The organism is Legionella sp. 227, from assembly GCF_043161935.1.
Lineage (GTDB): Bacteria > Pseudomonadota > Gammaproteobacteria > Legionellales > Legionellaceae > Legionella > Legionella sheltonii.
In genome coordinates, this window is the sequence record NZ_CP171154.1 from 1,949,752 (window position 1) to 1,964,600 (window position 14,849).

Below are 14,849 nucleotides of genomic sequence, written 5' to 3' on the forward strand. Positions count from 1 at the left end.
CCTCAACTCCATCTTATTTCTACGCAAGCATTCTGTTAATCAGCGGTTCTGTGGATAGCCTGTCCATCCTCAGTTATAATGCCTGCTTATTTTGTTTAAAATTGCCATACTATGCATTTGAAGCAATTAAAATTAGCCGGTTTTAAATCGTTTGTTGATCCGACCGTCGTTCATTTTCCTAGCCAGTTGGTTGCGGTTGTTGGACCTAATGGTTGTGGTAAATCGAACATCATCGATGCAGTACGTTGGGTCATGGGGGAAAGCTCTGCAAGAAATTTGCGTGGTGAATCCATGACCGATGTCATTTTTAATGGCTCTTCTAATCGTAAATCAGTAGGCCAGGCTTCTGTTGAACTCGTATTTGATAACAGCCTTGGGCGTCTCACGGGTCCTTTTGCGAGTTATGGTGAAATCGCAGTAAAACGTGTCGTGACTCGGGATGGTGATTCTTCTTATTATTTGAATGGCAGTCGTTGTCGACGTAAAGACATCACTGATATTTTTCTTGGGACAGGTGCTGGAGCTCGTGGTTATTCAATTATTGGTCAGGGTACTATTTCGCAGCTTATTGAGGCCCGGCCGGAAGACTTAAGGGTATATCTTGAGGAGGCAGCAGGTGTTTCCAAATACAAAGAACGTCGGCGTGAGACCTTGCAACGCATTGATCACACACGCGAAAATTTGACTCGGGTTGCTGACATTCGAGAGGAGTTGGACAAACAATTACAACGTTTGGAACGGCAAGCCAAAGCCGCTGAACGTTATCTCATTCTTAAAGACGAAGAACAATTGTGTCGAGCAGAAATTTTAGCACTTAAATGGCAGGATTTTATTGTTCAGCAAGAGGTGAAACAACGTCAAATACAAGAATTAGCTGTGAGTTATGAACAGCAACAAAGCGCACTCGTTAAGGCCAATAAAGAACGAGTCGAATTGAATGAAAACCTTCATGATGTAGAAGAACAAACGCAGCAAATTCAGGCCAGTTTCTATCAATTAGGCACTGAAATTGCTCGTTTGGAAGAAACCACACAGCAGCAAACGCGTGAAAAGAAACGTTTGGAGCAGGATCAACAGCAAATGCAAGATGATTGGCAGATTGCTGAAGAACAACTCAAAAACGATAAAGAGGCGTTACTTCATTGTCAGCAGAATGCGCACGATCTCGAAAAGCGACTTGAACAATTAAGGGCTCAATTTAAAGAACTGGAAGTGGATTGGCAAGATACCCAAAAGCAACAGGCCGAATGGGATCTGCATTGGCAGGAAGTCCAAACTCAAACAAGCAATTTGAAAAGAGAGTTCCAGGTGGCTGAGGTTAATGCGCACCATTTGGAAGAAAAATATCAACAAACACTTTTAAGATTAGAAAAGCTTCAATTAGAGCAAGAAACGATTTCAGTAACGGATTTACAACAGACTCGAAATAACTTAGAAGAACAGCGCATTAAATTAATTGCTGATCATGAGTTTGATGCGTTGCAACTCAAACAAAGTCAGGAAAACACAGAACAATTACGTGGTAAATTGCAGAATATCGAGCAACAACTGCATGGGTTGCAGGATGATTTCCATCATGCAAACAGCGAATATGCCGCATTAATGGCTGCACAACGGGCAGCGCGCCAAGGAATGCAACGCAGCAAAAATGTAATTAAAGAATGGTCAGAAAAACCTCGATTGATGGATATTCTACAAGTGGAAACTAAATGGCAATCTGCTTGTGAGCGGGTACTCAATGAAGCATTACATGCGTATGTTCTGGAATCTTTTGAAGAATTATGGCCGCAACGCGCCATTTGCGAACGACAAGGCGAAAATATAGTTACCCTCCGAAACATCACTCTTAAACCCAGCTCTTATCCTCGTCTTATTGATAAAATTAAAGGAACCATTCCAGCAAATGCACATCCATTGGAACATATCTATGCTGCAGAACATTTTGATGAAGCATTAAGCTGGTTGCCTGCGTTGGCGGTGCATGAATCGATTATCACGCCCGATGGCTTTTGGTTAGGCCAAGGATGGGTGAAATTTGTTACTCCAGAGACTCAGGATGAGTTGGGTTTGTTGGCTCGACAACAAAAAATTACTGAACTCGCTGGTGTGGTTCAGGAGTTACAAGAGAAAATTGAGGTCATCAGGACGGAGCGTGATGATACACATCAGCAGTTACAAAAAAGTTTAAAAGACATTGAATTACAGCAGTTGAATGTCAATGCCAGTAATGAAGCATTAAGAGCTAATAGTGTGGCATTGAGTGCTAACGAGCAAACGATGGTGCGGGCTGAAAAACAGGCAACTGCTTTAGCGTTCGAATGTGATGAATTGAAACTTACTTTGGAAGAAACAGCAGCAGAACAATGTACTATAAAAGAAAAATTACATTTTTTAGAAGAGCAATGCCAAGTGTATGAGCAGCAACAGGAACGCTGCCTGCAAGAAAAGCAAAACTGGGTGCAAACGTTGGCATCAAAAAATAAGCAGTTGGAAGAGTCTCGAGTACTACTGCATCATGCGGAACTGGAATACGATAGAGAAAAAAATAAAATACAGCAACTCAATGATCGTATTGAGCGAGAACAAGATCGTTTAAATATATTGCAAGAGCGTTTGGAACATATCGCAATGCTTTGTTTGCAAACAGAAGGTCCCGGAGAGGAACTCAAAGAGCAACTGGCCCAACAATTGCAAAAACAGGGTGAAATAGAATTGCAGCTCACTTTGAGTAGAGAACAATTATCACAGCTGAGGATAGCGCTTGAACAGTGCGAGAAAAATATTTTAAACTGTGATTTTGAGGTAAAGCGTATCCAAGAGCAAATAAGCAATACCCGCATGGAAGAGCAGGCTTTGGCGGTACGCGCCAGTTCAGTACAAGAGTCTCTTGATGAGTCGGGCTTGCAGGCACAAGTATTACTTGAGCAAATACCTACAGGTGTCACTCAGGCGATGCGTGAAGATGAATTAATTGCTCTTTCTGAAAAAATTAAACGTTTGGGAGCTATTAACCTGGCTGCAATTGAAGAATTTACTACGGAACAGCAACGTAAAGTATATTTGGATGAGCAGTATGATGATTTAACTCAAGCATTGGCCACTCTAGAAACGGCCATTGAAAAAATGGATAAAGAAACCCGTTCACGCCTGGAAAATACTTTTAACGAAGTCAATTCTTCATTTAAGGCACTTTTCCCACGTTTATTCGGTGGTGGAAGAGCACAGCTCGAATTGACTTGTGATAATCTGTTAGAAGCTGGTATTGTAGTAATGGCACAACCCCCGGGAAAACGAAATAGTACCATTCATTTGTTATCCGGAGGAGAGAAGGCAATGACTGCAGTAGCATTGGTTTTTGCTATTTTTCAGTTAAACCCTTCGCCATTTTGTATGCTAGATGAAGTGGATGCACCTTTAGATGATGTAAATGTGGGGCGTTTTTGCGCTTTGGTGAAAGAAATGTCACAATTCGTACAGTTTCTCTTTATTACACATAATAAAGTTACAATGGAATTAGCAGATCATTTGATTGGGGTAACTATGCGTGAACCTGGAGTGTCTCGCTTGGTTGCGGTTGATGTAACACAAGCTTTGGCTATGGAGTAAATGATGCAGGCAAATTGGAGCTTAATTCTTAATGTCCTGTTGTTAATTGGCGTTATTGTAGCAATTGGGCGCTTAATGAAAGCTCGAAGACAGAGCTTAAATCCAGAACGTTATCAACCTAGTCTGGGAACATCAGGAAAAAGTTCAGATAACACACAGAATTATAACGATGACATTATCGCAGTCCGTAAAATCAATGCTACGGACTTCAATAATGAAATGGCAGGGGATAATGAGGTACAACTAATTAAAACAAATACGCCAAAAACCTCTCAACCACGTCTAATGCCTCTGGATGATGAAGAGCAAATTGAATTAAAGGTTGAGATGAAGTCGAAATCCGCACCAAAAGTAGAGGTAGAGTCTTCAATAAAAATGGATACTCCAACGACCTTAATGATGTTTTTGCTTGCGAAAGAAAACAGGCAATTTGCAGGATATGAGTTATTACAAACTGTTTTGGCGGCTGGTTTACGTTTTGGTGAAGGGAGTTTATTTCATCGACATCAATTTCCTAACGGCCAAGGTCCAGTTTTGTGCAGTTTAGCTGCTGCAACTGCGACGGGAGTTTTTGATTTGCAAAATATTGGTGCTTTTAGTGTGCGTGGCCTTTGTTTATACATGCACTCGTCAAAAAATCCTGGTATCGATATAGAACGATTTGCAGTTATGCTGGAAACTGCACGCCAATTAAGCGAAGGCTTAGATGCTCATTTACTTGATGATCAGCGTAAGCCGTTAACGGAAGAACGGATTGCTCGTTATCATCGTCTGTTGCACATCAATCCATCTCATTTGGAGTCGGCTGCAGTATAAATGTATCGATAAGGAGCAGCATACTGCTCCTCGTCCTCTGAACAACGCGAGGGATTCCCAGAATACAGCACCTTGTTTTGATGGGGGACTCCCTGCAATGCCCGGGAAGACAACAAAAAATTTTGTGTTCCGCTGTCCTGCACACAGGCTACAATTTATCTAGAATAAGAGCTCAGACTACTTTTACTGTGGTTACCCCCTTGAACTCTACGCTCAAGTGTTAGTACACTAGACTTTTAGCCAAGCCTTAATATTATGAACCTAAATACTGTTGCCGCATTACTTGCCCAACCCTGTCAGATCAATGCTGAACTTACTGGTATTAGTACTGATAGCCGTGAACTAAAACCAGGAAGTTTATTTATTGCCATAAGGGGTGAACGCTTTGACGGGCATGATTTCATAAAGGATGCAGAAATGCGTGGCGCAGTAGCTGCGGTAGTTAATTATGTTGTAGAAGGCGTGCGCATACCACAATTTGTTGTTCCGGATCCCATACAAGCTTTGGCTAAAATAGCAGCTGCTCATCGACAGGATATTCATTGCCCTGTTATTGCGTTGACTGGATCCAATGGGAAAACCACAACCAAAGAAATGATCGCTTCTATTTTACCGTCTCCCTCTCATGCTACTCGAGGGAACTTCAATAATCATATTGGTGCACCATTAAGCGTTTTACAACTGAATAACCAACACAATTACGCAGTTTTTGAATTAGGTGCAAATCATCCAGGTGAAATCGCACATACTGTTGCCATTGTTCATCCTGATGTGACATTAATTAATAACATTGCCCCAGCACATGTAGAAGGTTTTGGTTCTATTGATGGTGTTGCCCGTGCTAAAGGAGAAATACATCAAGGTTTGTCTCTAGCTGGTGTAGCGGTTGTGAATGATGATGATGCTTATGCTCATTTTTGGGATGAAATATTGCATGACAAAAAAGTACTCCGTTTTTCTTTAGATCACACTGCTGATATTTATGCGCAAGATGTGCAACTGGATGCCTCAGGTTGTGGGCATTTTTCTTTGATCATACCCAATGGACAAGCAGATATTCATTTACAAGTTCCTGGTCTGCATAATGTTCGTAATGCTCTAGCAGCTGCAGCGTGTTGCCATGCTGTAGGTATTTCCATAAAAGAAATTCAACAGGGATTAAATCGATTTGGTGGTGTAAAAGGACGCTTGACAGTCCTTGAAGGGAAAAATCAATCCATTGTAATCGATGACACTTATAATGCAAATTTACGCTCTGTCTTAGCTGCTTTAGAGGTCTTGGCAGAACGCCCAGGGAAAAAGATTTTCGTTTTTGGGGATATGGGTGAGTTGGGTACTTGGGCCACCCAGCATCATCAGGAAGTCGGATTTGCAGCGCGTCGGTTGGGTATTAATCAATTACTCAGCTGTGGCTCTCACAGCAAATTAGCTGCTGAATCATTCGGCGTTGGCGGTGAGCATTTTACTACCCAAGAACAATTAATACAAAGCCTAGTGGAGCAGTTGTCACCAGATACTGTTGTCTTGGTAAAAGGGTCCCGATCCAGTGCAATGGAAAAGATTGTGCAACAACTGATTTAGGTTAAATGATCATGTGATGTCTGGCTCGCTTGACAACAAGCAATTAAGCTAAAGAATCCAAGAAATTTTTTTTATATGATGCTGAATGGTATGTAGGTTTATGGTATGCTTGGCCGCTTTTTTGGCCCATTATCCTGTTGGGCGTTACTTAACACAAAACCCATAGGGGCCTGTTTATAATTCTACCGCTCGTCAGGCTTTGCGCCAGTCGAATTGTAAACAAACTTTAATTGGGGTTAACAAGAGGAACAATTATGCTCTACTGGCTAACGCAGCTATTCCAAGGACAGTATCATGCGTTAAGAGTTTTTCAGTACCTAACTTTTAGATCTATTTTAGCTTCATTGACTGCCCTTATTGTGGGATTAGTCTGTGGTCCTTTGATGATTCGCTGGTTACGTAGTTTGCAAATTGGCCAGATGGTAAGGGATGATGGCCCTCAAACTCATTTATCAAAAGCAGGCACTCCAACCATGGGAGGGGTCTTAATTCTCTTGGCTATAACCGTGAGCTGTTTACTTTGGGGGGATTTACAACAGTCCAGCTTATGGCTTGTTCTTTTAGTGACTCTCGCAAATGGAGTAGTCGGATGGGTTGATGATTACCGCAAATTAGTATTAAAAAACAGTAAAGGATTACCTGCCCGGTGGAAATATTTTTGGCAGTCACTTATTGCGCTTATTGCGGTAATTTATTTATACATGCATGCTAACCTACCTGTCCATACACAGTTGACAGTACCTTTTTTTAAATCCTTAACTATAGGTTTAGGTATCCTCTTTCCTATTCTGGGTTATTTCGTTATTGTTGGAAGTTCCAATGCAGTGAACTTGACCGATGGTCTAGATGGTTTAGCGATTATGCCTATAGTCATGGTTGCTGGTGCCTTGGGTATTTTTGCATATGCTTCCAGTAACTCAGTCTATGCACCGTACCTTGGAATACCCTATGTTCCTAACACAGGGGAATTAACTATTTTTTGCTCCTCAATTGTTGGCGCAGGCCTTGGCTTTCTTTGGTACAATAGTTATCCCGCACAGGTATTTATGGGGGATGTAGGCTCTTTAGCTTTAGGGGCTGCTTTGGGTATTGTTGCAGTGGTTATCCGAGAAGAATTGGTTTTATTAATGATGGGCGGCTTATTTGTTATTGAGACGATTTCTGTTATTTTACAGGTAGGTTATTTTAAATACACCCATGGTAAACGTTTATTCCGAATGGCACCCTTACATCATCATTTTGAATTAAAAGGATGGTCTGAGCCTAAGATAATTGTCCGATTCTGGATTATCACGGTTGTTTTTGTGTTATGCGGGTTAGCTACTTTAAAACTTCGATAAAAGGATACACTTATGAATCCTCCTTTGTATTTAGTTGCAGGTTTGGGTAAAACAGGAGTATCGGTAGCACGATATTTGCGTAGAAAAAAGAAACCATTTATTGCTTTTGATACACGTGCCCAAGTACCAACTGTCGCTGAGTTTACGAAAGAGTTTCCTGATGTCCCTGTTTATACGCAACATATTCCTGATGAAATCATTGCCCAGTTGACAGATATTATTGCAAGTCCAGGCCTACCGTTAGATACTCCTTTTTTAAAAAAAGCCATACAGATGGGCGTCGATGTATATGGTGATATTGAGTGTTTGGCTCGAGAGATTCAAGCTCCGGTAATTGCAATTACGGGAACTAATGGAAAATCCACAGTGACTACTTTAGTAGGCGAAATGGCGAAGGCTGCAGGGTATAAGGTTGCTGTAGCCGGAAATATAGGAACCCCTGTTCTTGATATGCTTGATGATGAGCATCAGTATGATTTATGGGTTTTAGAATTATCTAGCTTTCAATTGGACTTAACTTATTCGTTGGCGCCAATTGCTGCGACTATTCTGAATGTGAGTCCTGACCATTTAGACCGCCATCATACTATGGATGCTTATGTCCAAGCCAAACAACGCGTGTACCGTCAAGCACAGGTTGCGCTATTCAATCGTGATGATCCTTCTACTGTTCCAGCTACTGAAGTTAACCGTATTTCTTTTGGTGTTGATGCCCCTGAAAAAAACAACTGGGGTTTGATCACTCAAGAAGATAAAATATACTTGGCAAAAGGTGATACCCGCATGTTGGCTGTTGACTCTATATTGATCAAAGGAGTTCACAATTGGCTTAATGCGCTCGCGGCTTCTGCTTTGGCGGATGCGGCAGGTATTTCGCAGCACCACATTACGAGCGTATTGACCTCATTTGCGGGCTTACCACACCGTTGCCAATGGGTACGAACTCTTGATGGTGTGGATTGGATTAATGATTCAAAAGGGACAAATATTGGTGCAACCATCTCCGCGATTAATGGAATAGGAGGTTCTATGCAAGGAAAAATTGTACTTATTGCAGGTGGGCAAGGAAAGGGTGCTGATTTTAGGGAATTGGCTCAACCTATAGCTGACTATGTACGCTCCATCATTTTAATTGGTGAAGATGCAGATAAGATGGAAGCTGCTTTAGCTAATGTAGTTCCAATCGCACGTGCTTCTTCATTGGATAATGCCATAGAGGTAGCTAAATCAAAGGCAAAACCAGGTGATGTTGTTTTGTTGTCTCCAGCGTGTGCTAGTTTGGATATGTTCCGTGATTTTAATCACCGCGGAGAAATGTTTGCTGCTTTAGTGAATGGATTATAAGCGATGCGGCCTAGACATGTAAATCAAAGGGGAAAACCTGTCAGTCGGCCTATTTCACTTTATGATAAATGGCTAATTAGCGTAGTTATTGGTTTGCTAATCATTGGGTTGATGATGGTCGCTTCGAGTTCGGTCATGATCTCCACAAAATATTTTCATCAACCATTCCATTTCTTAATTCGCCAAGCATGTTATTTATTTGCGGGTTTAATGATTGCCCTGATTGTGATCAGGACCGACAGCAGCGTTTGGGAGCGTATCAGTATGCCAATGCTGTTAATTTGCCTGTTGATGTTGCTTATTGTATTAATTCCAGGAATAGGTCGATCAGTCAATGGCAGCCGTCGATGGTTAGCTTTGGGCCCGATAGGCATTCAAGTATCCGAACTGGCAAAACTGACTATGATTTTTTATCTCTCTGGATATTTAGTACGTCAGCAAAAAGCGGTCAGTAACAGCATCTTGGGTTTTATTAAACCTATGGTGATTCTGGGGGTTGTTTCCTTTTTGTTATTACTTGAGCCTGATTTTGGTGCTACAGTGGTGATTTCGGGCACAGTTATGGCCATGCTATTTTTAGCTGGTGTAAAATTACGCTATTATATAGGCTTGATGTGTGTTGTTATGGCCGCACTCGCCTTTTTGGCGGTTTCATCTCCTTATCGAGTGGCTCGCTTAACCGCGTTTTTAGATCCTTGGGCAGATCAGTATAATAGCGGTTATCAACTGACTCAGTCTTTGATTGCATTTGGACGGGGAGGCTGGTTTGGTGCAGGTTTGGGAGAGAGTATTCAGAAATTATTATATTTACCCGAAGCGCATACTGACTTTTTATTTGCTGTTTTAGCTGAAGAGTTGGGCTTAATCGGTATTTTAATGGTTATGGTTTTATACACCATATTAGTCATTAGAGGTTTGACTATTGCATACAATGCCCATGTACAAGAAAGATTATTTGCTTCGTATACTGCTTATGGTTTAACTTTTTGGTTAGGGCTGCAAGCCGCTATTAATATGGGGGTTAACTCGGGTCTACTACCTACAAAAGGGTTAACTTTACCATTAATGAGTTATGGCGGAGCAAGTATGGTTATCAATTGTGTTGTAATTGCGTTATTATTGCGCATCGATCATGAAAATCGTTGGCAAGCTTTGGGATTAGGACCTGTCTCGAAATAAACCTTACAGTGAGCAACCCTTTGCTAATCCGGGCGCTCGCTGTAAGGTTTATTTTATGACAGGCCATTAGGCCACTGTCAGCATAAGGGGGAATTTGTGGGTAATTCAGGACAATTTATATCTTCAAGGATGGGCTGTGTAGAACAAATACATTTTGTTGGAATTGGTGGGGTTGGTATGTGTGGTATCGCCGAGGTATTACACTACCAAGGGTATCGTATTACTGGTTCTGATTTGGGTGAAGGAAGTACGGTACAAAGGTTAAAATCCTTAGGCATTCCCGTTTATATGGGACATAAAGCAGAACATATAAAAGGAGCAGATGTTGTAGTTCGTTCCTCGGCTGTTGGCATGAATAATCCTGAAATTGTGGCTGCTCGTGAACAAATGATTCCAGTAATCCCACGAGCTGCAATGCTTGCTGAACTGATGCGCTTTCGCCATGGTATTGCAGTAGCTGGTACCCACGGGAAAACCACCACAACAAGTCTTGTAAGTAGTCTCTTGGCGGAAGGTGGCTTAGATCCAAGTTTCGTGATCGGTGGAAAATTAAATAGTCTGGGGATCAATGCGCAACTCGGCCAATCCCCATATTTTGTTGTTGAAGCGGATGAAAGTGATGCATCATTCCTATTCTTAAAACCTATGATGGCCATAGTGACAAATATTGATGCAGATCATATGGACAACTATGAGAATGATTTTGAAAAATTAAGAACAACTTTCCTTGAGTTTCTGCATCATTTGCCATTTTATGGTTTAGCAGTGGTCTGTATTGATGACCCTGAAGTACGTAAGATCATTCCAGCTATTGAACGGCCTACATTGACTTATGGGTTTGCCGAAGAGGCTCACTACCGTGCGATTGATTGGACGCAAAATGAACTGCTTAGTGAGTTTACTGTGGTTCGTCCTGTACCTTATACGGCATTAAGAATTCGATTTCAGTATCCAGGGCGTCACAATGTATTAAATGCATTGGCTGCCATTGCGATTGCGACACAATTAGGGGTTGACGATGCTTCTATTGTACGCGCTTTGGCAAAATTCCAAGGTGTTGGCCGTCGTTTTCAAATGCTGGGCGAGAAAAGATTTGAAAATGGTTCCGCTCTTGTTGTTGACGATTATGGCCACCATCCTCAAGAAATCCTATCAACTATCGATGCTTTTCGACATGTTTGGCCCAACAAGCGACTCGTGCATGTATTTCAACCACATCGTTATACAAGAACTCAATCATTACAAGAGCAATTTGTGGATGTATTGAGCCTTGCTGATGAATTGTTTTTATTTGATATCTACTCTGCAGGAGAAGCTGAGATTCCTGGGATAACCAGTGAGACTCTGGCACAAAAAATTAGAAATAAAGATAAAAAAGTAACGCTTGTGAATGAGCAATCGCTTAAGGCACAGCTGAATCAGTTAGTTAAAGATGGTGATGTAATCTTGATGCAAGGTGCTGGGAGTATTGGTCAAATTGCTGTGAACCTGATGAAAGAATTGTGAGAGCAACATGAGTCCAACTGAGAATCCTTGCAATCTTGACGGTGAAATTCAGGGCACTTTGCTTTATAATGAGCCTTTTGCTGAATACACTACCTGGCGTGTAGGAGGTCCGATGGTTTCTCAAAAGCATGCAAATTTTATAATCAATCATCAAGGTTCAGCAACCGCAGCTGATATTGCAGCATTGATTCATTTGGTACAAACTAAAGTTCGTGAGCAGACAACGATTGAGTTGTTGCGCGAAGTTCATATAATCGGAGACCGTTAATGTCCAAGCTTCTCAACCTGGTTCTTCTGTATGGTGGAAAATCTGGAGAGCATGAAATCTCGTTGATTTCAGCTGCATCTGTTCTTGCACATTTAGATGCCGGAAAATATAACATTATTCCTATAGCAATGGATAAAGATGGATTATTTTATCTTCATCAATATCAGGATTTACTTGCTTATAAAGAAAAACTTCCAGTGGTAACGGAGCATGCCACCCCTTTAGCAGGTTTATTTATCAATGGTCGGTTCTCTGTTGATGCAGATGTGGTTTTTCCTGTAGTTCATGGCCCTTTATATGAAGACGGTTGCTTGCAAGGAATGCTTGAATTATCAGGTGTTGCTTATGTCGGTTGTGATGTACTTTCTTCATCCATTGGAATGGATAAAGACATGGCAAGACGCATAGTTTGTATCAATGGTTTAAAGTCAGCAAATTACAAGCTCTTGTCTTGGCACAGCACAGCATCTGAAAGACAACACTTTTGTCAGGAAGTTGCAGAAGAGTTTGGATGGCCATTATTTGTCAAACCTTGTGCCATGGGATCGAGTGTAGGTATCCATAAAGCAAAAAATATGGCTGAACTGCTCGTCGCTGTGGATGATGCTTTACGCTATGACGAAGAGATTTTAGTTGAATCATTTATTCCAGGACGAGAAATTGAGCTCTCAGTTCTGGAGAGTGTTGTCCCTTCGGGAGAACCTAGGGTCAGTATTGCTGGGGAAATACGTGTTAATCATCCCGATGGTTTTTATTCTTATTCAGCGAAATATTTAGAGAGCGGACAAACGGATCTGATTATACCTGCTCCGCTGAGTCAAACGTTGTATGAGCAATTAAAAAAGGCGGCTGCAGATATTTTTATCCGCTTAAAATGTAAGGGTATGGCACGCGTAGACTTTTTTGTGAATGACAAGGACGAGATCATTTATTTTAACGAAGTAAACACCTTACCTGGTTTTACTTCAATTAGTATGTATCCAAAGCTATGGCAGGCGAGTGGTTTATCCTATCCTGAATTATTGGATGAATTGATTCGTATTGCGATGGTACATCAACATTGCCGCCAACATTTAGTAACCAATTATTTGTGAGAGCCATGAATAAAAATAGGGACGTTGACTCTGGAAATTTGCGTTATATCTCTTGGTTATTGGTATTAAGTTTAAGTGCCGTGTTCTTAGCTTTTCGACTGGGTTATTACTATTTATCTGATGCGGAACGGTTTCCAATTACTACAATCAAAGTAGCTGCAAATTACGAGCATGTAACCCATAAAGAGCTGGAAGCGGTATTAGGGAAATATGTAGGCGCTAGTTTTTTTGCTATATCAGTAAGTGGGTTACAGAAAGAGTTAAACGAAATGAACTGGATAGATACTGCAACCGTGGAGCGTGTTTGGCCAGATACATTGAAAATAAGACTTGTTGAAAAAAAACCAGTTGCAATTTGGGATAATGCATTGATGACTGAGGATGGTAGATTATTTAATGAGGGTGCCGTTCCAGCGGGTTTAAACATCCCTCAATTAAAAGGACCTCTATCTCAACAAACAGAAGTCTTACAAGTTTACGAAAAATTGAGTAAGATATTATCAATGTATGGGGTAAACGCCACTGGACTGCATTTACGAGAAAACCAATCCTGGGTATTGCTTTTGAGCAATGATATAAAAATATATTTAGGAAAGAAAGAGTTAGAGGAACGATTGCTGCGTTTTTGTAAAGCATACCCTGCAGTGTTTGCTGAAAAAATTGAGCAATTGTCTAGCGTGGACCTGCGTTATCCACGTGGTATGGCAGTGCAGTGGAAACAACAAACGGAACGATAATGGCAAAAAAAATAGAAAAAGATATTATCACTGGATTGGACATTGGAACTTCAAAAATAATCGCATTAATTGGAGAAGTGACATCTGATGGCGCAATAGAAATTATTGGCATAGGTCGTCATCCTTCGCGTGGTCTAAAACGTGGGGTTGTGGTTGATATAGAGGCTACTGTAAATTCCATCCAACGCGCTGTTCAAGAAGCGGAACTTATGGCTGGATGTGAGGTGAGGACTGTTTATGCAGGTATTGCTGGTAGTCATATTCGCAGCCTAAATTCGCACGGAATTGTTGCTATTCGTGATAAAGAAGTATCACAAGCTGACGTCGAACGTGTGATTGATGCAGCTAAAGCCGTAGCGATACCTGCGGATCAAAAAATTCTACATGTCTTGCCTCAGGAATTTATTATCGATCATCAAGGCAGTATTCGCGAACCTATCGGTATGGCGGGAGTACGTCTTGAATCTCGTGTGCATATTGTTACTGGTTCTGTAAGTGCTGCACAAAATATTGTGAAATGTGTGCGTCGCTGTGGTTTAGAGGTGAATGATATTATTCTTGAACAATTGGCTTCCAGTCATGCAGTTTTAACTGAAGATGAAAAAGATTTGGGCGTTTGCCTGATTGATATTGGTGGTGGTACAACGGATATTGCAGTATTTTGCGAAGGAGCAATTCAACATACAGCCGTCATTCCTATCGCCGGGGATCAAGTGACTAATGACATCGCTATGGCTCTGCGTACGCCTACAAAAGCAGCTGAATCGATTAAATTGAATCACGCATGTGCATTAACTGAGTTAGCTAATCCAGATCATATGTTGGAAGTTGCCAGTGTTAATGACAGACCTGGAAGAAAAATATCAGCTAAAGCTTTATCCGATGTGGTTGCGGCACGCTATGAAGAACTATTTACCTTAGTCCGTAATGAATTGCGACGTAGTGGTTTTGAAGACAGAATGGCTGCTGGCATTGTTTTAACTGGTGGTGCTTCCAATGTTAAAGGCGGTATCGAGCTTGCAGAACTTTGTTTTGAGATGCCAGTAAGAAAAGGTTGTGCTCATTATGTTTCTGGATTGGCTGAAGCCACTGAAAATCCTTCATTTGCTACAGGAGTAGGTTTGTTGTTGCGAGGTTACCAACAACAATATGAGTCAAACTACAATGTACCTAAAATGAATGATAACACCCAAAGTTTGTGGGCACGTATGAAAGAATGGTTCCAGGGTAATTTTTAGGTTACAAATAACGTTTAAAACGAAAACCGGTAATTGATTATTTAAGGTTGTACTGCCGGTTTTTTGTAAAAGAATAGTAACCATTCACCCTATTTAAAATCAGGTGATTAGTTACAAAAGAATAAACATGTGAGGGGAGC

General features: G+C 41.2%; 10 protein-coding genes and 1 pseudogene. All 11 read left to right on the plus strand.

Annotated features, from left to right (window positions below):
- Positions 1 to 111: 111 nt before the first annotated feature.
- Positions 112 to 3,606, plus strand: coding sequence for a chromosome segregation protein SMC (gene smc / locus ACF8MK_RS08355; protein WP_392538907.1), 3,495 nt, complete (start codon positions 112 to 114; stop codon positions 3,604 to 3,606).
- A gap of 3 nt (positions 3,607 to 3,609) precedes the next feature.
- On the plus strand, positions 3,610 to 4,422 hold the full coding sequence (locus tag ACF8MK_RS08360) for a cell division protein ZipA C-terminal FtsZ-binding domain-containing protein (RefSeq protein WP_392538939.1): 813 nt from the start codon (positions 3,610 to 3,612) through the stop codon (positions 4,420 to 4,422).
- 255 nt (positions 4,423 to 4,677) lie between these two features.
- Positions 4,678 to 6,003 (plus strand): UDP-N-acetylmuramoyl-tripeptide--D-alanyl-D-alanine ligase, encoded by a 1,326-nt coding sequence (murF, locus tag ACF8MK_RS08365; protein ID WP_392538908.1) that lies wholly within the window; start codon positions 4,678 to 4,680, stop codon positions 6,001 to 6,003.
- A 254-nt stretch (positions 6,004 to 6,257) separates the two neighbouring features.
- Entirely contained in the window at positions 6,258 to 7,343 is a 1,086-nt protein-coding gene (mraY, locus tag ACF8MK_RS08370; RefSeq protein ID WP_265703355.1) for a phospho-N-acetylmuramoyl-pentapeptide-transferase, read from the plus strand.
- A 12-nt stretch (positions 7,344 to 7,355) separates the two neighbouring features.
- On the plus strand, positions 7,356 to 8,687 hold the full coding sequence (murD, locus tag ACF8MK_RS08375; protein ID WP_392536283.1) for a UDP-N-acetylmuramoyl-L-alanine--D-glutamate ligase: 1,332 nt from the start codon (positions 7,356 to 7,358) through the stop codon (positions 8,685 to 8,687).
- A gap of 3 nt (positions 8,688 to 8,690) precedes the next feature.
- Positions 8,691 to 9,866 (plus strand): putative lipid II flippase FtsW, encoded by a 1,176-nt coding sequence (gene ftsW / locus ACF8MK_RS08380; RefSeq protein ID WP_392536284.1) that lies wholly within the window; start codon positions 8,691 to 8,693, stop codon positions 9,864 to 9,866.
- 96 nt (positions 9,867 to 9,962) lie between these two features.
- A complete protein-coding gene (gene murC, locus ACF8MK_RS08385) occupies positions 9,963 to 11,372 on the plus strand; it encodes a UDP-N-acetylmuramate--L-alanine ligase (protein WP_392536285.1) in 1,410 nt (469 codons plus the stop codon).
- A 100-nt stretch (positions 11,373 to 11,472) separates the two neighbouring features.
- A pseudogene (locus ACF8MK_RS08390) lies at positions 11,473 to 11,640 on the plus strand (UDP-N-acetylenolpyruvoylglucosamine reductase); the annotation flags it as partial.
- Positions 11,640 to 12,734, plus strand: a complete 1,095-nt coding sequence (locus ACF8MK_RS08395; protein WP_265703359.1) for a D-alanine--D-alanine ligase family protein — start codon at positions 11,640 to 11,642, stop codon at positions 12,732 to 12,734. The pseudogene ACF8MK_RS08390 and the gene ACF8MK_RS08395, both read left to right, overlap by 1 nt.
- Before the next feature lie 5 nt (positions 12,735 to 12,739).
- A complete protein-coding gene (locus ACF8MK_RS08400) occupies positions 12,740 to 13,471 on the plus strand; it encodes a cell division protein FtsQ/DivIB (protein WP_392536286.1) in 732 nt (243 codons plus the stop codon).
- Entirely contained in the window at positions 13,471 to 14,709 is a 1,239-nt protein-coding gene (gene ftsA, locus ACF8MK_RS08405) for a cell division protein FtsA (RefSeq protein ID WP_028380959.1), read from the plus strand. Before ACF8MK_RS08400 ends, ftsA begins: the two co-directional genes overlap by 1 nt.
- The last annotated feature ends 140 nt before the right edge of the window (positions 14,710 to 14,849 follow it).

Bases quoted from the DNA above. Each gene is read 5' to 3' on its own strand.
- smc (WP_392538907.1), top strand. From the start codon at position 112: ATGCATTTGAAGCAATTAAAATTAGCCGGTTTTAAATCGTTTGTTGAT.
- ACF8MK_RS08360 (WP_392538939.1), top strand. From the start codon at position 3,610: ATGCAGGCAAATTGGAGCTTAATTCTTAATGTCCTGTTGTTAATTGGC.
- murF (WP_392538908.1), top strand. From the start codon at position 4,678: ATGAACCTAAATACTGTTGCCGCATTACTTGCCCAACCCTGTCAGATC.
- mraY (WP_265703355.1), top strand. From the start codon at position 6,258: ATGCTCTACTGGCTAACGCAGCTATTCCAAGGACAGTATCATGCGTTA.
- murD (WP_392536283.1), top strand. From the start codon at position 7,356: ATGAATCCTCCTTTGTATTTAGTTGCAGGTTTGGGTAAAACAGGAGTA.
- ftsW (WP_392536284.1), top strand. From the start codon at position 8,691: ATGCGGCCTAGACATGTAAATCAAAGGGGAAAACCTGTCAGTCGGCCT.
- ACF8MK_RS08395 (WP_265703359.1), top strand. From the start codon at position 11,640: ATGTCCAAGCTTCTCAACCTGGTTCTTCTGTATGGTGGAAAATCTGGA.
- ACF8MK_RS08400 (WP_392536286.1), top strand. From the start codon at position 12,740: ATGAATAAAAATAGGGACGTTGACTCTGGAAATTTGCGTTATATCTCT.
- ftsA (WP_028380959.1), top strand. From the start codon at position 13,471: ATGGCAAAAAAAATAGAAAAAGATATTATCACTGGATTGGACATTGGA.